Here is a 20,975-nt window from a genome sequence, read left to right on the forward strand (position 1 = left end):
ACACCTAAATTCTACCACTGTTCGACAAAAAAAAAAAGAGGCATTTTTATGCCTCTTACGGATTGTAGACAAAATGAATTCAGAATGGCTCTATAGGTGCCATATTATGAATTCATTTGTCCTATTATCTTCAGTATGCCCGCGGAAAAGAGCATGAATCGGAAAGGAGAGAATAGCAAAAACAAAAAAACTGCAGACAAGGTCCCCTAAAATAAGGATTTTGTCTACAGTCTGAAAGAGGTATTATATTACCTCTTTCATTCTACTTCTTATAAACCAGCCCCAGTACGTAAAACCGCCACTTTATCTGTTCTCTCCCATGGAAGATCCAAATCATTGCGACCAAAATGGCCATAAGCTGCTGTTTGCTTATAAATTGGACGTCTTAAATCAAGCATTTTAATGATGCCAGCAGGTCTCAGATCAAAGTTAGCACGTACTAATTCAATTAATCTTTCCTCATCAATTTTACCAGTACCGAAAGTATCTATTGAAATAGATACCGGCTTTGCCACACCGATTGCATAAGCCAATTGGACTTCGGCTTTATCAGCAAGACCCGCGGCGACAATATTTTTAGCTACATATCTGGCTGCATAAGCTGCAGATCTGTCTACCTTCGTAGCATCTTTACCAGAGAATGCTCCTCCACCATGGCGTGCATATCCACCATATGTGTCAACAATAATTTTACGTCCCGTCAGGCCAGCATCCCCTTGTGGTCCGCCAATAACAAAACGGCCTGTTGGGTTAATAAAGTATTTCGTCTCTTCATCTATAAGATGAGCAGGAACAACCGGCTTGATCACTTGTTCTTTTAGATCTTTCTTAATTTGTTCAAGTGTTGTTTCCGCGTCATGTTGAGTGGAGATAACGATTGTATCTATTCTAACTGGTTTTTTGTTTTCATCATATTCTACCGTAACTTGTGTTTTTCCATCCGGGCGCAAATATGGCAAAATATCCTGTTTACGAACTTCAGCCAGCCTTCTGGATAATTGGTGAGCAAGAGAGATTGGAAGAGGCATTAATTCTTCTGTCTCATTGCAGGCAAATCCAAACATAAGTCCCTGGTCCCCCGCTCCAATAGCTTCAATCTCTTCATCAGACATTGTACCTTCTCTTGATTCCAAAGCCTGATTTACACCCTGGGCAATATCAGCGGATTGTTCATCAATCGCGGTTAAGACAGCACAAGTTTCTGCATCAAATCCATATTTAGCTCGCGTATAACCAATCCCTTTGATGGTATCGCGAACTATTTTTGGAATATCAACATACGTAGATGTAGTGATTTCCCCAGCAACTAGAACTAAACCAGTAGTAACAGAGGTTTCACAAGCTACCCTTGCATTTGGATCCTTGGCTAAGATTTCATCCAATATAGAATCTGAGATCTGATCGCAAATTTTATCTGGATGACCTTCTGTTACAGATTCTGATGTAAACAAATGTCTTTTATTAGACATATTTTTTCCTCCTTCAACTTCCCTGTTTAATGGCTACTCATTATCATTAATTATCTCCTGATTATATAAAAAAAGACCTTTCCTCCTTTAAAAAGAGGAAAGGTCGAAGTCTCAGAAATCTGCCTTTCACTCTCATCGTTCAAGGCAATATAACCTTGCATCAAGTTAGCACCTTTGCGTGATTACAAATGAATCAAACTGCAGGTTGCCCCGGCTTCATAGAGCTCGTCTCTCCACCGAGTCTTGATAAGAGTATCCATATCAAATGTATATGATATCTTATCCAATAAATCCTGTCAATAAATAAATAGGAATATATTGTTAGGTTGACACATGGCATTTAGAATGACCGAGGAACAGAATAACTCAAAGTATAAAATTCGCATTCTAAAAATAATATTGATATAATTAATTTATGAAAATTCAAAATAACCAGATAGATATATTCCGCTTCATTCTTAGATAAATTATCAAAAAATACGTCATTATACACTTTATTTATTATCCAATTATAATGATATAGCCTTTATCTTGAAAAATAATATAATTAGTATGGATAATTAAATTAAATGTGTTATACTAATTTTCATATAATATACTTACCAAAATTCTGGAAAAGGATGATCTCGTATGACCTATATAGGAGTTTCCAATGAATTGAAGCAATCACTTACTCATGATAATATTCATATTCAGCTTTCTGTGCCACAGTTAGTTGAAAAAGTATTAACCCGAAAAGAGGGAATCCTTACATCTACCGGAGCTGTTAAAGCAGAAACAGGCAAATATACTGGTAGATCCCCAAAAGATAAATATATTGTAGAAGAAGCTTCCACTAAAGATAAAATAGCCTGGGGGAGCGTCAATCAGCCTATATCAGAAGCTGTTTTTTCAAAACTATATGAGAAAGTAATGGATTACCTCGAACAAAGAGATGAATTATTCCTCTTTAATGGATTTGCCGGTGCTTCAAAAGATTACCGCCTTCCCATTCAAGTCATTAATGAATATGCCTGGCATAATTTATTTGTTCATCAACTTTTTATCCGACCTACTGAAGAAGAGCTCAGTCATCATTCACCTGAGTTTACAATTATCTCAGCCCCTGGCTTTAAAGCAGATCCTCTAGTGGATGGTACACATTCAGAAACATTTATCATTATTTCTTTTGAGAAAAAGGTCGTTTTAATCGGAGGCACTGAATACGCTGGAGAAATGAAAAAATCCATTTTCTCTATTATGAATTACTTGCTCCCAGAGAAGAATGTATTTTCCATGCATTGTTCGGCTAATGTAGGATTCGAAGGCGATGTTGCTCTTTTCTTCGGTCTGTCCGGGACAGGAAAAACCACTTTATCAGCCGATCCAAACCGTCGTTTAATTGGTGATGATGAACATGGCTGGTCACCTGAAGGTGTATTTAATATTGAAGGCGGATGTTACGCCAAATGCATTAATCTTTCACAGGAAAAAGAACCTCAAATATTTAACGCAATCCGGTTTGGTTCTGTGCTGGAGAATGTAATTGTGGACGAACATACGAGAGTTGCAGACTATGATAATGGGATGCTGACAGAAAATACACGTGCAGCTTACCCTATAGAAGCCATGCAAAACATCGTCAAACCAAGTATTGCAGGACATCCTAATACAATCATCTTTTTAACAGCTGATGCTTTTGGTGTGTTGCCTCCAATCAGTAAATTAACAAAGGAACAGGCCATGTATCATTTCCTAAGCGGTTATACAAGTAAGTTAGCCGGCACTGAACTCGGAATTACTTCACCGCAGGCAACCTTTTCTACCTGCTTCGGATCACCGTTCCTTCCGCTGCATCCAACAAAGTATGCTGAGATGCTGGGTAAAAATATTGAGGAACATCAAGTTCAGGTATATTTGGTTAACACAGGCTGGACCGGAGGCGAATATGGAACCGGTAGCCGTATGAAGCTTTCTTATACACGATTGATGATTCAGGCTGCATTAGAGGGCGAACTGACCAATATCGAAACGGTTCAGGACAGTATATTCGGACTCGCGATTCCTTTACATGTTCCTGGGGTTCCTGATGAAGTTTTACAACCACAGAAAACTTGGAAAAATCAAGAAGCCTATTATACAAAAGCCAATGAGCTGGCTAATAAGTTCAGAGAAAATTTCAAGGAATTCAAAAATATCAGTCCTGAAATAGAATCAAAAGGCGGACCGGTTACGATTTAATAAGCAATGGTGTCTTAAAGTCATTACATATGGCTTTCAAGGCACCATTTTTTATTCACGTCTTAATACTAACGATCCGGTAATTTCTTAAAACAAAAACAAACCTTATGCCAAACAAAGTTCAGGGAAAGGTTCGTTATTGCATTCTTTATTGAATTTTAATTACTGGAATTTAGAGAAATCAATTCATATGTAACAGTTGTATACTTTTTTTCCCATTCTACTTTTCTTATCAGCGCTGTTCCTCGCGATTCTCCGTCAAGCGTTCTTCTGACCTCTATCGGAATCTCGATTGGATATAAGCGATATCCTTCTTTTTTTAGAATAAAGAGATTCTCCCCGATTCTTTTTTCATTTGCCTTTGTCACAATGAGTGTATTCAATTCCATTGGCATACCCAAGTCTCCCACTCCCCTCTTTCATGTTTTTATTTCAATAGTACCATTTGAGGCTGCTTCTTTCATCCATTTCGTCAAATCAGCTACGATCTGTCGATTCATTTTAGGAGGGAAATAATGAGTATAATCCTTAAAGTACCACGCCTCTACACTCTTTCCTTGATCCTTCAACCGCGTTCTCAATGTATTGGCGTGTTCAATTGAAACATTCTCATCTTTCTCACCATGAATAATCAGAACATCACATGTGATTTTATCAATATTATATAAGGGAGTACGATATTTATATTCATCCGGCAGCTTGTTCGGCGTACCTCCAATGACTCTTTTTAACATTCTTCTCAGATCTATTCGCTCCAGATAGGTCAAAACCATATCTGATACTCCTCCCCATGTCACAAGTGAAGCTGCATCCTGGCAGTATATAGCGGTCCACAATGCCATAATGCCTCCACGAGAAAAGCCGAAGATATGTACCCTTTTTAGATTTACTTTTTTGTGCTGCTTCAAGAGTTCGAATCCCGCAATGGCATCCCATCGATCCTCTCCGGCAAAATCTTCTTCTCCTTCTCCCCCCTGATTACCACGATAAAATGGAGCAAACACAACAAATCCCTGACTGGCAAACTGAATGATACGGCCTGGACGGACTTTTCCAACGTTTTTAATGCCTCCCCGTAAATATAAAAATCCATCTATTATTTCATTTGCTTTAGGCTCAGCTAAGAGGCCCTTAACCAGCAGCCCATTCGATAAATAGGTGACCAAAAATAAGTCTATATCCGGATGCGGTGATGGATATCGACGTTTATCTATGATACTTCCCAGTGACGATTGTAGTTTCTGCATAACCCGGACTCCTCTACGATGTATTATGGGCATTCACACATATATACCCTATACATACAATACGATTAACTAAACTTTGGCATACATACTGCCTACTAAGGAGGAAATTCCCTTGAAACATTATCTTAAAACCAGCTTCTTCTGTATGATCTCTATTCTGCTTATCTTTAGCTTATCGGCTTGCAAAGATAGTGAACCAACTGAAAAAATGACAAAAGTTAAAGTATCAGAAGTCACTCGCTCCATTTTTTATGCACCTGAATATGTTGCTCTGGCAAAAGGTTTTTTTAAGGATGAAGGACTCGACGTAGACCTGCAGACCGCATGGGGCGGTGACAAAACAATGACTGCGCTTCTCTCTGGCGGCGCTGATATCGCGCTTGTCGGATCGGAAACTTCGATTTATGTTCATGGACAAAATTCAAGAGATCCTGTTATTAATTTTGCCCAGCTTACACAAACAGATGGCACCTTCCTTGTTTCAAGAGAGAAAATCGATAACTTTGACTGGAATATGCTAGAAGGCAGTACATTTCTCGGGCAGAGAAAAGGCGGTATGCCGCAAATGGTTGGAGAATATGTGCTAAAAAAACATGATATCAATCCTCAAAAAGATCTGAAATTAATTCAAAATATTGATTTTGCCAATATTGCCAATGCCTTTGCTTCAGGAACAGGCGATTATGTACAGTTATTTGAACCTCAGGCAAGTGTTTTCGAAAAAGAAGGAAAAGGACATATCGTTGCTTCCTTCGGAAAAGAATCAGGGCATGTGCCATACACCACCTTTATGGCAAAAGAAAGCTATTTGAAGGAAAATGGAGATTTAGTTAAAAGTTTTACAAAAGCAATTTATAAAGCACAAAAATGGGTTGAAGAAACAGATTCCGGTGAAGTCGCAAAAGCGATCCATCCGTATTTTGAAGATACAGATGTTGAAATTATTGAAATGGCTATTGATCGATATAAATCACAGGAATCCTTTGCCCTAAATCCAATTCTCGACGAAGAAGAATGGCTAAATCTACAGGATATCATGAAAGAAGCTGGTGAAATAGATTCATTTATTGATCACAAAACCCTGGTCAATACAAAAATTGCAGAGGAAGTTTCCAAATAAGGTAAGGAGGCAGAAGATATGCCTTTATTAACAATAGAGAATGTATCACATCTCTATTTATCTAAAACACAAGCATCTATAGCGTTAGAAAATATATCGCTAACGGTCGAGGAAGGAGATTTTATTTCTTTCCTTGGCCCAAGCGGCTGTGGCAAAACTACATTGCTGTCCATTATATCCGGTCTCTTTAAGCCTAGCGAAGGAAAGGTAAAGCTATATGGAAAAGATGTCCTTACTAATCGTCAGGATATCGGATATATGCTGCAGCAGGATTATTTATTTCCATGGAAAACGATTAAAGAAAATATTCTGATTGGACTAAAATTATTAAAGCAGCTAGATCCGAAGCAAGAGGAACGAGCAATCTCCTTATTAGATGAAATCGGCCTAAAAGATGTATTAAACAAATTCCCAAGAGAACTATCAGGCGGAATGCGACAGCGGGCCGCTCTTGTAAGAACCCTGGCAACAAATCCAACCCTTCTCTTGCTCGATGAACCTTTTTCTGCTCTGGATTTGCAAACCAAACTCAAACTCGAGGATATTGTTGCAAGCACATTGAAATCCTTTAAAAAAACCGCCATTCTAGTTACACACGATATAGGAGAAGCCGTAGCCATGAGTGATCGTGTCTTCCTGCTTTCTCCTAAACCGGGAAAGATTCATATGGAGTTTGATATCCCAATAGAGTTAAGAGCGTTGTCCCCATTTGAAGCAAGAAATCATCCAGACTATTCAGATGTATTTCAGCTTATATGGAAGGAGATGGAACAGTTTGGCGGATCATAACCATAAAATAAACCTTCTCCACAAAAACTATATCCAACAATTAAAAAGCACTCAACATAAAGTTTGGCTCTATCAGGCTGTTATATTCGTTTTATTTTTTGCCTTTTGGGAAATGGCAAGCCACTTTAACTGGATAGACCCCCTCCTGTTCAGCTCTCCTTCCAGTATCGCCCAGATGCTGATTGAAAAAATACAGGATGGCAGCCTGCTCAGCCATCTCGGATTGACGTTGTTTGAGACGGTAGTCAGCTTTATATTAGGAACATTATTAGGGACACTTCTAGCAGTTGCCTTGTGGTGGTCTCCAATGCTATCCAAAGTATTGGACCCTTATTTAGTTATCTTTAATGCTATGCCAAAGGTTGCGCTTGGACCTATTATTATTGTAGCGATGGGACCGGGATTGTCATCTGTCATCACCAATGGAATCATTATCTCAGTCATTGTTACAACCATTGTCGTCTACACGAGCTTCAAGGAAATTGATTCTAATTATATAAAGGTACTGGAAACATTTAATGCTGGCCGTATGCAAATCTTTAAGGAAGCGGTCTTGCCGTATTCCTTTCCAGTCATCATATCCACACTGAAGGTAAATGTCGGTCTGGCTTGGGTTGGTGTCATTGTCGGAGAATTCCTCGTTTCTTCTCAGGGACTTGGATATTTAATTATCTATGGTTTCCAGGTGTTTAATTTCACACTTGTTTTAATGGCTTTACTCCTTATAGCTGTATTTGCAACGATTATGTATAAAATGGTCGAGTTTATCGAAGCTAAATTGATACGTGACCGTTTACTGTAAATGTAATTGATTAATTTTATCCAGGCATATCAAAATTACCTGGTCTTTCATGATGAAACTGAATCGTGCGCTCTTTTGAAATTCACACGGCAGTTCGGACAGTATAACGGGTCCATCCGTTTCCATATAATCCTCTTTCGACGTAATAGCAGTTAGCTCTGCATAAAAAACAGCCTTTATAAAAGCACCGGCTGGATCGAATACTTTATACTCACCAATTGGAGTCAGCTGATTTGCTTCTCCCCCTGTTTCTTCATGTACCTCGCGAAGGGCAGCCTGAACAGGGGTTTCATTTTTTTCTACCTTCCCTCCAGGAAATTCGATACCTCTTTTGGTATGATTAGTAAGAACCCATTTTCCTTTATACCGGCATATGACTAATACATGGCCAGCTTCATTTTCAAAATGACCTTGTTCTTCATGGAAGTGGACCTCATTACCGTTACTATCTTCAAATATTTCCATCCCGTTTCTCCGCCTTTCTTGTTTTAGTTAGCTCAATTATATCAAAAAGGTAACTCATTTATTACAGAGCTGGTCAGCTAAGCGTTTAACTCTCATCTCCTGAAATCTTGAACAATTATCAAATATTGGGCCCATACAGATTGAATTGATAATAATTTCTACTTAACAAGAGTACATTTATAAAGGTTGGGGTAAATAATTACTATATGAATCGTGATTTTCAAATTTGAAAGGAGTTCTTTTCAGTGAATTTTATTGATGAATTGTACCAATTGTATCGTGATAAATTAACTGGCGATGACGAGGATATTGATATACTAGCTTTAGCCGTATTGGAACAACTCGATCGTAAGGATGTTATGCAATTAATTAACGAACTGGAAGATCGGGAGCTTTATAATCTAATGGGGATATACATAATTGATAGCCTAAAAAAACGATTTGCAAAGGAAGATATCCAATCACCCACCTCAAAATATTTACATTAATATAAACGAATACATAGACAAACCTTCTGTACAGGAGGTTTTTTTTATTTCTGAAGATTCCTATTTATAAAGCATTACTAGCTCGATCAGTAACAGACATGGACATCTACATATTGGAAGATGATTTTAACGGCAATGGTATAATGAAAATGAAAGACTGGGGGGAAGCACATGGGAATGACAGGTATATTTGTGATAGGCTCAATTATAATCGTGCTGGTAATAGGAATTACTGCACTTGTTACGACTAAAGCATACGAATACAAACACACCATTGACCCATTAGATCAAAATTCACATATAGACGGGGAAGAGATTCATCAATCTAGAACCTCCGGAGTAAATGACAATAAAGAATCCCCATATTAAATGGGGATTCTAGTTCTTTTAAGCAAATACTTGTTTCAAATCTTCCTTGCTTTGTGTTAACCAAAATTTCATTAACTTTTTTGCACCTTCGAGATCATGAAGCTTAGCTTGACCGCATTGCTTTTCATTTGCTGCTGGAATTTCTGTGATCTCAACAGCTTCTTTCATCGTTTTATCGAGTACGTCAATAATTTCCTCGACTGTTGGTTCACCACTGACCACCAAATAAAAACCTGTTTGGCATCCCATTGGAGAAATATCAATTATATCAAAGTGAGAATAACCTTCAGAATACTTCCTGATATTAAATGCTAATAGATGCTCTAAAGTATGAATAGCATCCGGCTTCATAGCCTGTTTATTAGGCTGGGAGAAACGAATATCAAATTTATTAACAACTCCATCGCTTCCAACCTTATGAACTCCACAATGACGAACATACGGGGCTTTAACAGCATTATGATCCAATTCAAAACTTTCAACAGATGGCATAATAAAACCTCCCTTTCAACTATTCCTTATTTTACCTTTTATTGCTTGATATTTCATCCCTAAAGTTTGAAGTTTGCCACATAAGGCATTATGATATGATTGTATGAAATGAATCTCCAAAAGGAAGCCTATATAATGAAAAAAATATTATTAAAAATAGTCCGCTTTTATCAAATAGCCATTTCACCTTTAAAGCCGCCCAGTTGCAGATTTTATCCAACATGTTCCCAATATGGCATAGAAGCAATTGAACGTTTCGGCCCAATGAAGGGTACCTGGCTCACCATTAAACGTATATCTAAATGCCATCCTCTTCATGCTGGCGGTTTTGATCCTGTACCTCCAAAACAAGAAAAAAAAGACTCTTGATTTACCGGAAAAAGCCGTGTATCATACTTTATAGATATGTAAATCGTAATCTTTTCGATTTATTTTTTTGTTAAATAAATCGTAATGAATACGATTAATGGGAGGATACTGCTTTGAAAAAAACATCATTTATATTCGCCCTCATACTTGGGGCATCTATTTTTCTTACTGGATGCAAGGGTGACAATAGCACGGCTAACACCCAAAATAAAAATCAACTCTCCATTTATACAACTGTCTATCCATTAGAATATATGACCAAACAGATTGGCGGAGACTATGTAAATGTCTCATCTATTTATCCAGCAGGTGTAGATGAGCACACGTTTGAACCAACACAACAGGATATTATTAATATCGCTGAATCTGATTTATTTTATTACATTGGATATAATCTCGAAGGATTTGCAAACAATGTAACCAAAACACTTGCTAACGAAAACGTTGAAATGATTGCCATTGGCGAAAAGGTAGAACTTGATGCTCATGAACACGAAGATGACGGTCATGATCACGGAACAGTCGACCCACACCTTTGGATCGATCCGCTATACGCAAAGGAAATGGCAAAACACATTAAAGATTCATTGATTGAGAAAATGCCAGAACAAGAACCAGCATTCGAAAAAAATTACGAAGCATTAGTTAAAAAATTTGATGAGTTGAATACAGAATATACAAACGTATTCAGCAAGTCAAAACATAATGAATTCCTTGTTTCTCATGCAGCTTTTGGTTACTGGGGAGAACGGTACGGTACGGAACAAATAAGCGTGGCTGGTCTATCCACTTCTGAAGAACCAACTCAAAAATCACTTGAGAAACTTGTGGATACTGCCAAGGAACATGAACTTAAATATATACTAGTAGAACAAAATGTTAACAGTAAATTAACTGACATTATACAAAAAGAGGCTAAACTGACATCATTGCCTATTCATAATTTATCTATTCTAACACAGGATGATATCGATAAAGGGCGCGATTATTTTTCTATTGCGAAAGACAATCTAGACTCCCTTCAAAAAGCCTTGAACTACTAATAATATGTGATAGCCCGAAATCTTGATGATTCGGGTTTTTTTCTTCCTATATTTACTTTACATATGAGAGAGCAATTGATACATGATACAAAGTAAAGGAGGGATTTTTTCTATGCCTAATGGTGTTAAGTGCTCCGTAAACAGCTGCCATTTTTGGAAACAGGGTAATAAATGTGCAGCAGAAAAAATACAAGTAAATATGTATTCTGAGGAACGCGCTTTAAGAAGCGGCGATACTGGGTGTAAAACCTTTCGTCCATCTGATTTTTTATAAAAGAAAGGCTGTCATTCATAAATGGATATCAATCACAAACTCCATGATTTTCAAAAAGATTTACAGGATACCAATGCTTTAACCTTTCCGATTTGCGTGGATTCCTTTACAAATTATTGGAGTACGGAATTCGGCTCCCTGGATGAATTACCAAAGGAAGTAGACCATCTTATAGCAAAGCGCGGATTGGAATTGGGTTTACTGGAAAATGAATGAAGAAAAGCGCCCGATGATACAGGGCGCTTTTCTTCTATAAACTCTTTTTTATTAATTCAACAACTTCTTTTTCAGCCACATTTGTAATTGCGGTAATAACTGATAATGGGAGTCCGCGACGCAACAAGATCTCAGCAATCAAGTATTGCTTATTCGAACGAGCCATTTCTTCCCCGCCTTCTTATGTCTTTTTTTCATTATACATGATTTGAAAGCTGAATTGAATAAGTCCAACACCCAATATTCAGAATTAACTAAAAAAACTTATTTAACTCTTTTCTCATTAATTTATTTGAAGCATTACGGGGCAACTCATTAACCATTACCACTTTTTTAGGGATTTTATAACCGGCCAACCTCGATTCACAAAACTGGATAACCTCTCTTGAATCTAAATGACTACCTAAAACCGGAACAATTGCAGCCGCCGGAACAGCTCCCCACTGGTCATCATGAATGCCACTAACACCTGCCTCTTTTATAGCTGGATGTTCCGACAGAACTGATTCAATTTCAGCTGGATAAATATTTTCCCCACCTGAAATAATTAAATCAGATCGTCTATCTATTACAAACAAATAACCTTCCTCGTCCATATAACCAATATCACCTGTATAAAACCATCCATCCTTAAATGATTCCGGTGCCCTACCATGGAGATAGCCTGGAGTCACATTTGGTCCTTTTACTGCAATCTCACCCGGTGAACCATAATCGGCTATGCTCCCATCAACGACAATTTTAATATCACATGGCAATAAAGGCTTCCCGGCAGAACCCAGTTTACGTTTAGCATCTTCTGGTGCCAGTGTAACAATTTGTGAACAAGTTTCTGTCATCCCATAGGTTTGAAAGACAGGTATGTTTTTAGCTGTCAACTTTTGCAATAGCGCCATTGGGGCAGATCCACCACCGAGCAGCATACATCGAAAATGTTCAGGATATATGTCCTCTTCTCCTAAGTCCTCAAGCATTCTCTTCAACGTATTCGTCACGACAGAACAGATGGTAACCCCTTGGTTCTGAATGGCTTCATTTGCTTGTGCAGGATCAAATCCCCGTTGCAATACAGTCTCTATGCCGTAAACAACAGATCTAAAAAGAATTGATAATCCGCTGATATGGAACAATGGCATAAAACACAGCCATTTATCATGATCACGCAAGCCTAAATTTAAAGCAGAACCAACCGCACTCCAAAAATGATTACCGATTGTTTGCATCACAGCCTTGGGTTTCCCAGTTGTACCTGATGTATACATAATGGTTGCCGTTCGATTGAAAGATAAATTCTTCTTTTCTTCGAATGGCTTTTTTGGGGCCTTCTGTAGGTCATCTAAAGTGAGCACAGGAATAGTCAGAAGCATATCGCGATCAGATATAAGAAAATCGGCATTAGCATCCGCTAATTGCCACCCTTTCTCCCGATCCGTTAACCGAATGTTGATTAGGACAATTTTAGCCCCAATTAATAAAAGAGCATGTATGATAAAGACCATTTCCGGTCTATTCTTCATATTAATTCCAATGATTTTCTTTTCTGTCACACCTAATTCTGTCAATTTTTCAGCATATAAACGAGCGTTTTCATATAACTCTTTAAATGTCCATTTCTCTTCCTCGAATGAAAGAGCCACACGCTCCGGCGTCAAATAAGCCCGTTGAATCAAAAACTGCGGAATCACCGTATCACCCAAACTCAACATAAAAACACCACCCTTTAATAAAAAGCTGAGACGACTATATCATTGAACGAAGACTAAAATCGCCACGTCGTGTGGCAACGTCTTCATGACCTACATCCTGTAGGCCCGCGACAAGCATAAGACGAATACTCGGAGGGAAGGTTCTTTTCCCGCAGAGTATTTGCTTATGTCTCGAGCTCCTAGGAGTCGAAGCTGGATTAACTATAAAGCTGAGACGACTGGTCAGCTCCGACAAGCATAAGGAGAGGCACGTAGGGAGGTTCTTTCTCCCGTAGTGGCTATCCTTATGACCTCGAAGGAGCTAGGAGTCGAAGCTAGATTGAATATAAAGCTGAAGGGCCTTGATCAGACGCGATAAGCATAAGACAGAAGGCTTGGAGGGGGTGTTCCTCCCCCCCGCAGAGGCTATGCTTATTTCTCGAGCGGCTAGGCCCTGAAGCTGGATTAACTATAAAGCTGAGACGACTATATCATTGAACGAAGACTAAAGGCGCCATGTTAACTACATTCAGAAGGCCCTAGAGCAACCAAAAGCACGCCTTGTCGCTTATTTCATTATCATTAAGCTTATATGTACATAAAAACAGCCTGACGATAGACGTCAAGCTGTTTTCCTTCACGATTAAGGGAATCTCGGGAATTGGTCGAAGTCTGGATTGCGTTTTTCTTTAAATGCATCGCGTCCTTCTTTAGCTTCATCAGTTGTATAATAAAGCAATGTAGCATCCCCTGCCAGCTGTTGAAGTCCAGCTAATCCATCTGTATCTGCATTGAAAGCTGCTTTCAAGAAACGAAGGGCAGTTGGACTTTTCTCAAGCATTTCTTCACACCATTGCACCGTTTCTTTTTCAAGCTGTTCAAGTGGGACTACTTTATTTACCAAGCCCATATCCAGCGCTTCCTGTGCATCATATTGACGGCATAGGAACCAAATTTCTTTTGCTTTCTTATGACCTACTATTCTAGCTAAATAGCCTGCACCATAACCAGCGTCAAAGCTTCCTACCTTTGGACCTGTTTGGCCGAAACGGGCATTTTCAGCTGCAATTGTTAAATCACATACTACATGCAGCACGTGGCCTCCTCCAATAGCATATCCTGCTACCATTGCCACAACAGGTTTTGGAATGACACGAATTAAACGCTGAAGATCAAGCACATTCAAACGTGGAATCTCATCTTCTCCTACATATCCACCATGACCGCGAACCTTTTGGTCACCGCCTGAACAGAACGCTAAATCACCTGCACCTGTTAAAATAATGGCGCCAATTTCTTTATCATCTCTGGCACGAGAAAAAGCATCAATCAATTCCATAACCGTTTTTGGACGAAATGCGTTGCGCACCTCTGGACGGTTAATCGTAATTTTAGCAATACCATTATATCTTTCATATAAAATATCTTCATATGTACGAATGGTTACCCAATCAAAAGCCATTTCTAATTCCTCCCTCTTATAAATTCACTTACTATTCTACCAAATATTTCGGGTTCTTCCACATGTATTGCATGACCTGTGTCAATAATTGTTTCAAATTGGCCTTTATTAAGGAAATTCTGCATTTTTAACGCCAAATGAACGAACTTTTTGTCTAATTCTCCGGCAAGTAATAAAACAGGAAAATCCATTTTCTTTAATTCACTCCAAAATGAAGGCTGTGAGCCTGTCCCCATTCCGAGCAAACTATTTTGCAGTCCAATAGTGGTTTGGGATAATCGCTCTTTTCTGATTTCTGATTTCTTTTTATCTGAAAGTCGTTTTTGAGAAGCAAATAACGGAATGTTCTCCCAATCATTCACAAATCTTTCTATACCATATTTTTCGATACTTTGTGCCAATTTGGCATCGCTGGTCACCCTTGATATTTGTTCATCTTCATTTTCTAAACCTGGCGATGAACTTTCCAGTATAAGAGTTTGAACGAATTCAGGATAATAGGCCGCAAACCCCAATGCCAGCCTTCCTCCCATGGAATAACCAAGGACATGGGCACGATTAATATTTAAGGAGATTAATAGATCTTTAATATCTTTGGCTGCCTGCTTCATTTCATATCGCTTTGGATCAGTGGGCGCTTCTGTATGACCATGCCCTAATAGATCTAGGCTTATGAATTGAAAACAATGTTTATAATCCTGAATGAATGTATTCCACGTATTCATTGTCCCGGTAAATCCATGTAAAAGAAGTATAGGCGGCCCTACTCCTTCTGCTCGAACATGATAATGTACTCCATTAATGGGTAACATTAATTTATTCGCCATCATTCATCATTTTTATTTCCCGGGAAACGCATTGAACGACTTCTCTGTATTTTTTTACATCATAAGATCGGTTCGTACAAACTTCAACAATTCGGAAATCCGGATTGATTACCCAATCCTGAATAGAATCGGTCACTTCTTCCCATGTTTCCGGTTTTTTATAATTTGCACCATACAAAGCAGCCGTATGATTGAAACTCATGCCATGAGGGGTGCCAAAAAGCTCTTCAAAGTGTTTTTCTTCAGCAGACTGTGGCAAGTAAGAAAAGATTCCGCCCCCATCATTATTCACGACCAGAACCAACAGATTTAACTGATACATTTTAGCTGCCAGAAAACCATTCATATCATGAAAGAAACTGAGGTCTCCAAGCGCCAATACAGTTGGACTTTCCGAGGAGGCACTGATACCTGCCGCAGTTGAAATAAGACCATCAATTCCATTAGCTCCTCTGTTTGCCAATATTCGTATCTCCTTAGTTGTTTGGAAGAAAAAGGAATCAACATTCCGGATTGGCATACTGTTTCCAACTACTAAGTTTGCCTTTTCCGGTAGTAAACTCTCTAATAGAGAAAACAACTTACCTTCTTGCATTACGGTTTCATCCTGTATAGTCAGCAAACCTCTTTTTGTTACTTTATTCATTCTTTGCCAAAGCGAAAGCCACTCTTTCCTTTCAGGATCAGCATGATTAGATAGAATATCTTTAGCAGAACGGCAGAATATAGCCTCGTTACTATAGATCATATGAGTGCTTACTCCTGAAGGTTCTCTCCATCCACTTCCGCCATCAATCACCAGATGATTTGTCCGTCTATATTTTTTCAAAAATTGCAACAGTGGTTTAGAAACTGGCATTGCTCCAAATCGTATGATTAAATCCGGTTTTATTTCCTCATGAATGTCTTCTACCTTCAAGAAAGTATCATAAGATTCAATCACATATTGATTCTCACCGGATCTTAATTGAGACAATGGATCTGCGAGAATTGGATATCCTGTCGCCGCAGCGAATTCCAATACAGCCTCCTTAAAATCAAGCTGATCGATAGGTCCGCAAATAATAATCCCCTTTTCACTTTCCTTAATCAGGTTGATATAAGCGCCTAATTGAGTATCCGTCATCTTTAACTGCCCATGCGCAATATCAATACATGTCTTTGAATGGTCAGCCTGATATATCCATTTATCCATCTCGCTTAAAATTGGTATGAGAGGCTCCCTTAATGGGAAATTAATATGGACCGGTCCGGCAGGCTCCAGTACTGAATTACTGATTGCCCTGCTTGCTACGGTTCGAGCATATTGGAGCATCATCTCGCCAGAATCAGGCAGAGACATCTCTACAAACCATTTCACATGCTTACCATATAGGTTTATTTGATCAATTGCCTGAGGTGCCCCAATGTCTCTTAATTCATGCGGACGGTCTGCGGTAAGAACAATTAATGGCACTCTTGAATAGTAGGCCTCAACAATAGCTGGGAAGTAGTTTGCCGCTGCCGTACCTGATGTACACAATAACGCAACAGGCTTCCTCTTTTCCTTTGCCATGCCCAGCGCAAAAAATGCAGCGGATCTTTCATCAATATTAATGTAAACGTTCATATCCGGGTGTTCCGCCATACAATAGGCGATCGGTGTAGACCTTGACCCCGGACTAATGACAACATGATTAACTTCCGCTCTGGTTAATTCATCTACAAAGGATGCAATAAAAGCAGTTAGCTCTTCTTGGTGATTCATATGTCCCTTCCCTCCAAAGCTTCAAGCATGGGTTTAAATTTCACTTTTGTCTCCATATATTCGCTTTCTGGATTCGATTTCTCTACAATCCCACAGCCGGCATATAGGGAAGCTTTATCCTTTTGAAGTAAACCTGAACGAATTCCTACAGAGAAATCACCGTTTCCGTATATATCCATCCATCCAATTGGAGCAGCATAAAATCCTCTGTCCATACCTTCATATTTTTCTATTTTCTCCATGGCGACATCTCTTGGTGCCCCCCCTAATGCAGGAGTAGGGTGGAGCAATTCAACAAAGTCCAGTACGGAAGTGCCAGGCATACTCACGCAATTTACCGGTGTATAAAGATGCTGAATATTTTTCAATTTCATCAGTACAGGAGCACTTGGAATATTGATTTCTACGCAATACTCCTCCATCGCTTTTCTGATCATATTTACGACAAATTGATGCTCGGAACGATTTTTACCATCATTTAATAATTCATTTCCGAGCGCCGTATCTGTTTCTGCATCTTCACTTCTTGGCGTTGATCCTGCCAGACAAGCAGAAAATACAATTGCCCCTTCTTTTTTTACAAGTCTTTCAGGCGAAGCACCTATAAAACAATCATCTCCCGATTCAAGACCAAAAATAAAACTGCCGTTTTGCTGATTCATTAAGTTATCCAATACCTTATGAGACGGTATTTCATCCTCAAAAAGTAAACTTAATTCACGAGCCAATACGATTTTTTCCATCTGTCCCTTTTGAATAGCTTTAACAGATTTTAATATAGCCTGTTTCCACTCTTGAACCAGATGCTCCTGCCGCTCTATAACGGAAGGAATTTCCTTTTCGGTGAAATCAGACAGTGATAGGATGGCATCTCTGTCTTCCATAAACTGACGAATCTCACTATCTGAAATGTGAGGATCCAAATAAATAGAGGATGTCAAATATGTACCATGCTTTGTTTCCGTGATTAAATATTTTGGTATATAAAATAAATAACTGCCAAATTGACTCCAATCGGAACCAGGTTCTGTATCTTTAGAGTTAAATGAAAAACCGCCGAAACACAAAGGCCCTGTTCCTTTTCCTGAGTCCATCCCACTAGTGATGGCTGTCTCCATAATGGCTGCCCATTTACCCTTCATTTCCTTAAAACGTTTTTCCCCATTATCAAGAGATTGTATCTTACTTGCGATTCCGATTCCGGCTAAATACAATTCATTATCCGGATCTTTCCAGTAAAATCGTTCCCCTTTATATAAACTTTCACTTGAATGATAGATATTGATTGGTTTCTTATTGGTAACGGCTTCAACATGACTGAATAAGATTGGCATAGCAATCCTTTTTACTGTTTGTAAGGCTTCAGTCAATCCCTGTTGAATATCTGTCATTTGCTTTATTGCCATTCAAATCCCCCCGTTGATCCTTTATCCCAATAAACTATTTAAAGATACACCTGTACAAATTAAACTGTCAATTTTTGTAGTTCCTCTATTATAAATTAGAATTTAGAACTTTCGAACTTTTTACTGTTCATTTGATAACGTTTCCAAACTGTTTGCGTGCTATGAGGAAACATCAACTATCTACTAAACCGCTTTTATCCCGCAGAACCTACTATCAAACTTGTTCACTCTATTGATAATAGCTCCTTTACTATTATAATATTTTTTTCACAAAGCCTGAACCATTATGACTTCTAACTGGTTTGTTAGAAGATAAATGTATTGACACTTTACATCACCTTTACCTAAACTGATTTTAGTATTAAAAATAGTGTGTAAGATATAAAAATGACGAACTCTTAAAATATTTTATTTTTTACTAATAGTTTAACATATTGACTTGCCACTATTCTCTAGTAACTTTTAACGCAAAGGAGATTAACAAAATGCAAGATCACTCGCATTCTACTGCGAAGACGGGGTTACCCAGAAAAAGTTGGCGGGTATGGTGGAAATTAACCAGGCCACATACATTAACAGCCGGCTTCACACCTGTGTTGGTTGGTACTGCGCTAGCTCATGAACATATACCTTCGTTGAGTATAGGATTATTTGTGGCTATGATGGCTGCAGCATTACTCATCCAAATTGCCACGAACCTATTTAATGAATATTACGATTTCAAAAAAGGTCTCGATACTGAAGAATCCATTGGAATTGGCGGCGGAATTGTCCATGAAGGCTTAACACCAAAGTCGATTCTTACATTAGCGCTCGTTTTGTATGGCATATCAGCACTAATAGGTGTCTATATATGTGCGAATAGCAGCTGGTGGCTGGTTCTCATTGGATTATTGTCCATGTCGATGGGATATTTGTATACCGGCGGACCATTCCCTATAGCCTATACCCCATTTGGCGAGATTACATCCGGTTTCTTCATGGGTTGCCTGATTATCCTGATTTCTTATTTCATTCAGACCGGGGATGTGACATTAGAAGCGTGGCTCGTGACTGTACCCTTCTTTCTGACCGTGGGTGCTATTTTGTTATCAAATAATATTCGCGACAGAGTTGGGGACGAAAAGGGAGGACGTAAAACGCTGGCAATCCTAGTAGGTAAGAAAAATGCCATTATTGTACTGGCTTCAATGTTTGCACTCTCTTATCTATGGGCATTTGTTTTAGTTTTATCTGATATCACTTCTCCATGGACATTGCTCGTTCTCTTAAGTATTCCAAAAGCAGTCCAAGCTGTGAAAGGTTTCGTTGGCAATGATACTCCACCGGAAATGATGCCTGCTATGAAAGCAACAGGACAAACGAACACATTCTACGGGCTTTTATTTGCACTTGGTATGTATATTGGATTTTTCTTCTAATTCATTTGGAAGATGGTTTGTTTAATACATTAATAACTAAGAACTGATGGAGAAAACCAGTAGGCTTTCTCCATCTTTTTGTTATCTTCTTAGCTCAGAACAGAGAATCTTGCTTGTAAGTCTATATATAAGATACATAAAAAAGGACTGTTGTGACATAAATCTTCTGAATTATCCTTTTATTATTTGAATCCCTCCCAGGACATATAATTCTTAATGTTCTCAAGCATCTTAAATGTTTTCCCTTTGTCTGAAGGGGTATTGTAACAATACAACGTTACTTATACATAGATAAGGAAGTGGTATCATGCTTGCAAAAGAACAACTTCAAGCGTTAACAGATAGATTAAAAGAACAAAGAGACGAATTTGAACGCAGATTAAAAGCAAAAAAAGACAGTCGGCTGGACTTGAGTGAACGTGAAGCATCGGGAGAACTGTCATCCTATGATAATCACCCTGCCGACCTTGGAACAGAATTATTTGAGCGTGAAAAAGATGTGGCCCTAGAAAATCATGAAGAGGGTCAATTAAATGAAATTGAAACAGCATTGGCTGCAATAGAAAAAGGGACTTACGGTGTATGTAAAGAATGCGGAAAGGATATTCCATACGAAAGACTAGAGGTCATTCCATCCACTCTGTATTGTATTGAACATACAAAAAAACAGGAATTAAGCAATCACCGCCCTATTGAGGAAGATATCATTCAGCCACCGAAACCTGATTCTCTTCAAAGAACGTATGATGACCGCATTGAGGACTATACAGACAGCTACCAGGAGGTGGCTCAATATGGAACCTCTGAAACACCTGCCGATATGGTGAGAGACACCAAAGGCTATGATGATCTCTATCCAGATCAAACAGAAGATGAAGGTTTTGCTGATGACATTGAATCTTTCGTTGGCAATGGTCCTGATGGTGAGCGTATGGTTTATCAAAGCGATGCAAAAAGCGATTACGAAGATCGCTTGAAGGAAGAAGATTTAGAATCCGATTTAGGGGATATCCCTTATCGTGAAACCGACAGTTATGTAAATAACAAGAAAAAATAAGGCAGCC

The 20,975-nt window shown here is 38.6% G+C and carries 23 protein-coding genes and 1 riboswitch; of the genes, 12 read left to right on the forward strand and 11 right to left on the reverse strand.

Translation table 11 applies throughout. The features are described 5' to 3' along the window. Positions 1-269 precede the first annotated feature (269 nt). Complete coding sequence (metK, locus tag AC4G3L_RS06720; RefSeq protein WP_491076183.1) at positions 270-1,469, reverse strand: methionine adenosyltransferase; 1,200 nt, start codon at positions 1,467-1,469, stop codon at positions 270-272. A 129-nt stretch (positions 1,470-1,598) separates the two neighbouring features. Next, positions 1,599-1,722: riboswitch (SAM riboswitch) on the reverse strand. Positions 1,723-2,099: 377 nt separating this feature from the next. Between metK and pckA the strand changes: the two genes are divergently transcribed. Beyond that, positions 2,100-3,689 carry a phosphoenolpyruvate carboxykinase (ATP) gene (gene pckA, locus AC4G3L_RS06725; protein ID WP_491076184.1) on the forward strand — a complete coding sequence of 530 codons (1,590 nt, stop codon included), beginning with the start codon at positions 2,100-2,102 and terminating at the stop codon, positions 3,687-3,689. Between the two features lie 158 nt (positions 3,690-3,847). On the opposite strand, the gene AC4G3L_RS06730 is transcribed toward pckA, so the two are convergent. Both AC4G3L_RS06730 and AC4G3L_RS06735 read right to left on the reverse strand, forming a co-directional pair. Next, positions 3,848-4,090 carry a DUF2584 domain-containing protein gene (locus AC4G3L_RS06730; protein ID WP_491076185.1) on the reverse strand — a complete coding sequence of 81 codons (243 nt, stop codon included), beginning with the start codon at positions 4,088-4,090 and terminating at the stop codon, positions 3,848-3,850. Between the two features lie 18 nt (positions 4,091-4,108). Beyond that, positions 4,109-4,936 (reverse strand): alpha/beta hydrolase family protein, encoded by an 828-nt coding sequence (locus AC4G3L_RS06735; protein WP_491076186.1) that lies wholly within the window; start codon positions 4,934-4,936, stop codon positions 4,109-4,111. A gap of 145 nt (positions 4,937-5,081) precedes the next feature. Between AC4G3L_RS06735 and AC4G3L_RS06740 the strand changes: the two genes are divergently transcribed. Genes AC4G3L_RS06740 through AC4G3L_RS06750 form a run of 3 tightly spaced genes read left to right on the forward strand, consistent with a single transcriptional unit; the run spans position 5,082 to position 7,647 of the window. Further along, entirely contained in the window at positions 5,082-6,056 is a 975-nt protein-coding gene (locus AC4G3L_RS06740; protein WP_491076261.1) for an ABC transporter substrate-binding protein, read from the forward strand. 18 nt (positions 6,057-6,074) lie between these two features. Continuing rightward, complete coding sequence (locus AC4G3L_RS06745) at positions 6,075-6,845, forward strand: ABC transporter ATP-binding protein (protein ID WP_491076187.1); 771 nt, start codon at positions 6,075-6,077, stop codon at positions 6,843-6,845. After that, positions 6,832-7,647 (forward strand): ABC transporter permease, encoded by an 816-nt coding sequence (locus AC4G3L_RS06750; protein WP_491076188.1) that lies wholly within the window; start codon positions 6,832-6,834, stop codon positions 7,645-7,647. The genes AC4G3L_RS06745 and AC4G3L_RS06750 overlap by 14 nt, the downstream gene beginning before the upstream one ends. Here AC4G3L_RS06750 and ytkD read toward each other — a convergent pair. Beyond that, positions 7,639-8,112: an RNA deprotection pyrophosphohydrolase gene (gene ytkD / locus AC4G3L_RS06755; protein ID WP_491076189.1), complete on the reverse strand. Its 474-nt coding sequence runs from the start codon at positions 8,110-8,112 to the stop codon at positions 7,639-7,641. The genes AC4G3L_RS06750 and ytkD overlap by 9 nt on opposite strands. Positions 8,113-8,357: 245 nt before the next feature. Between ytkD and AC4G3L_RS06760 the strand changes: the two genes are divergently transcribed. Further along, positions 8,358-8,600, forward strand: a complete 243-nt coding sequence (locus AC4G3L_RS06760) for a DUF6154 family protein (RefSeq protein ID WP_491076190.1) — start codon at positions 8,358-8,360, stop codon at positions 8,598-8,600. Positions 8,601-8,771: 171 nt separating this feature from the next. Beyond that, the gene (ytzI, locus tag AC4G3L_RS06765) at positions 8,772-8,969 is read left to right on the forward strand and encodes a YtzI protein (RefSeq protein WP_491076191.1); all 198 of its coding nucleotides are present in this window, start codon (positions 8,772-8,774) and stop codon (positions 8,967-8,969) included. Positions 8,970-8,987: 18 nt separating this feature from the next. Here ytzI and AC4G3L_RS06770 read toward each other — a convergent pair whose 3' ends face one another. Beyond that, positions 8,988-9,461, reverse strand: a complete 474-nt coding sequence (locus tag AC4G3L_RS06770) for an S-ribosylhomocysteine lyase (protein WP_491076192.1) — start codon at positions 9,459-9,461, stop codon at positions 8,988-8,990. A 135-nt stretch (positions 9,462-9,596) separates the two neighbouring features. Between AC4G3L_RS06770 and yidD the strand changes: the two genes are divergently transcribed. The 4 genes from yidD (at position 9,597) to AC4G3L_RS06790 (ending at position 11,363) form a co-directional block, all read left to right on the forward strand. Then, positions 9,597-9,830, forward strand: a complete 234-nt coding sequence (yidD, locus tag AC4G3L_RS06775) for a membrane protein insertion efficiency factor YidD (RefSeq protein WP_491076193.1) — start codon at positions 9,597-9,599, stop codon at positions 9,828-9,830. A 113-nt stretch (positions 9,831-9,943) separates the two neighbouring features. Then, the gene (locus tag AC4G3L_RS06780) at positions 9,944-10,873 is read left to right on the forward strand and encodes a metal ABC transporter solute-binding protein, Zn/Mn family (protein ID WP_491076194.1); all 930 of its coding nucleotides are present in this window, start codon (positions 9,944-9,946) and stop codon (positions 10,871-10,873) included. 112 nt (positions 10,874-10,985) lie between these two features. Continuing rightward, positions 10,986-11,147, forward strand: a complete 162-nt coding sequence (locus AC4G3L_RS06785; protein WP_491076195.1) for a DUF1540 domain-containing protein — start codon at positions 10,986-10,988, stop codon at positions 11,145-11,147. Positions 11,148-11,168: 21 nt separating this feature from the next. Continuing rightward, on the forward strand, positions 11,169-11,363 hold the full coding sequence (locus tag AC4G3L_RS06790) for a hypothetical protein (RefSeq protein ID WP_491076196.1): 195 nt from the start codon (positions 11,169-11,171) through the stop codon (positions 11,361-11,363). A 34-nt stretch (positions 11,364-11,397) separates the two neighbouring features. Here AC4G3L_RS06790 and AC4G3L_RS06795 read toward each other — a convergent pair whose 3' ends face one another. The 6 genes from AC4G3L_RS06795 to AC4G3L_RS06820 form a co-directional block, all read right to left on the reverse strand. Next, positions 11,398-11,529, reverse strand: coding sequence for a hypothetical protein (locus AC4G3L_RS06795; RefSeq protein ID WP_491076197.1), 132 nt, complete (start codon positions 11,527-11,529; stop codon positions 11,398-11,400). 88 nt (positions 11,530-11,617) lie between these two features. After that, positions 11,618-13,069 (reverse strand): o-succinylbenzoate--CoA ligase, encoded by a 1,452-nt coding sequence (locus AC4G3L_RS06800; protein WP_491076198.1) that lies wholly within the window; start codon positions 13,067-13,069, stop codon positions 11,618-11,620. Positions 13,070-13,691: 622 nt separating this feature from the next. Further along, entirely contained in the window at positions 13,692-14,510 is an 819-nt protein-coding gene (gene menB / locus AC4G3L_RS06805; RefSeq protein WP_491076199.1) for a 1,4-dihydroxy-2-naphthoyl-CoA synthase, read from the reverse strand. A gap of 2 nt (positions 14,511-14,512) precedes the next feature. Then, on the reverse strand, positions 14,513-15,322 hold the full coding sequence (gene menH / locus AC4G3L_RS06810) for a 2-succinyl-6-hydroxy-2,4-cyclohexadiene-1-carboxylate synthase (protein WP_491076200.1): 810 nt from the start codon (positions 15,320-15,322) through the stop codon (positions 14,513-14,515). Positions 15,323-15,326: 4 nt separating this feature from the next. Beyond that, positions 15,327-17,084 (reverse strand): 2-succinyl-5-enolpyruvyl-6-hydroxy-3-cyclohexene-1-carboxylic-acid synthase, encoded by a 1,758-nt coding sequence (gene menD, locus AC4G3L_RS06815; protein ID WP_491076201.1) that lies wholly within the window; start codon positions 17,082-17,084, stop codon positions 15,327-15,329. Beyond that, a complete protein-coding gene (locus AC4G3L_RS06820; protein WP_491076202.1) occupies positions 17,081-18,490 on the reverse strand; it encodes an isochorismate synthase in 1,410 nt (469 codons plus the stop codon). The genes menD and AC4G3L_RS06820 overlap by 4 nt, the downstream gene beginning before the upstream one ends. Positions 18,491-18,975: 485 nt before the next feature. Here AC4G3L_RS06820 and AC4G3L_RS06825 point away from each other — a divergent pair, with 485 nt between their 5' ends. Then, the gene (locus AC4G3L_RS06825) at positions 18,976-19,911 is read left to right on the forward strand and encodes a 1,4-dihydroxy-2-naphthoate polyprenyltransferase (protein ID WP_491076203.1); all 936 of its coding nucleotides are present in this window, start codon (positions 18,976-18,978) and stop codon (positions 19,909-19,911) included. Between the two features lie 307 nt (positions 19,912-20,218). Next, positions 20,219-20,968 carry a TraR/DksA C4-type zinc finger protein gene (locus tag AC4G3L_RS06830; RefSeq protein ID WP_491076204.1) on the forward strand — a complete coding sequence of 250 codons (750 nt, stop codon included), beginning with the start codon at positions 20,219-20,221 and terminating at the stop codon, positions 20,966-20,968. The last annotated feature ends 7 nt before the right edge of the window (positions 20,969-20,975 follow it).

The sequence above is a fragment of the Bacillus sp. z33 genome, assembly GCF_058313615.1.